The organism is Sulfitobacter sp. HI0129 (assembly GCF_001635395.1).
Taxonomy (GTDB): domain Bacteria; phylum Pseudomonadota; class Alphaproteobacteria; order Rhodobacterales; family Rhodobacteraceae; genus Sulfitobacter.
Genome location: NZ_LWGH01000153.1, coordinates 1 through 209 on the forward strand (window position 1 = coordinate 1; position 209 = coordinate 209).

1 protein-coding gene is annotated in these 209 nt (G+C 62.7%); it reads right to left on the minus strand.

Going from position 1 to position 209, the window contains the following annotated elements; translation table 11 throughout:
• A partial coding sequence (locus A3764_RS23825) for a hypothetical protein (protein WP_150122036.1) occupies positions 1-209 on the minus strand: 209 nt, incomplete at both ends.

Sequence of the window (209 nt, forward strand, 5' to 3'; positions counted from 1 at the left end):
CCTTCGGGGTTCACGTAGATCAGGCCCATCTGAACGGCGGCCAGCGGGTTTTCCAGCTCACGGTCGCCGCTATAGCGGCTGGAGGTCAGCCAGGTGTCTTCGGACCCCCAGTAGATGTCGTCCTCCGGCTCGAAGATGTCCTCGCGCCCGCCGGCAAAGCCGAAGGTCTCGAACCCCATGGATTCCAGCGCGCAGTTACCGGTAAAGAT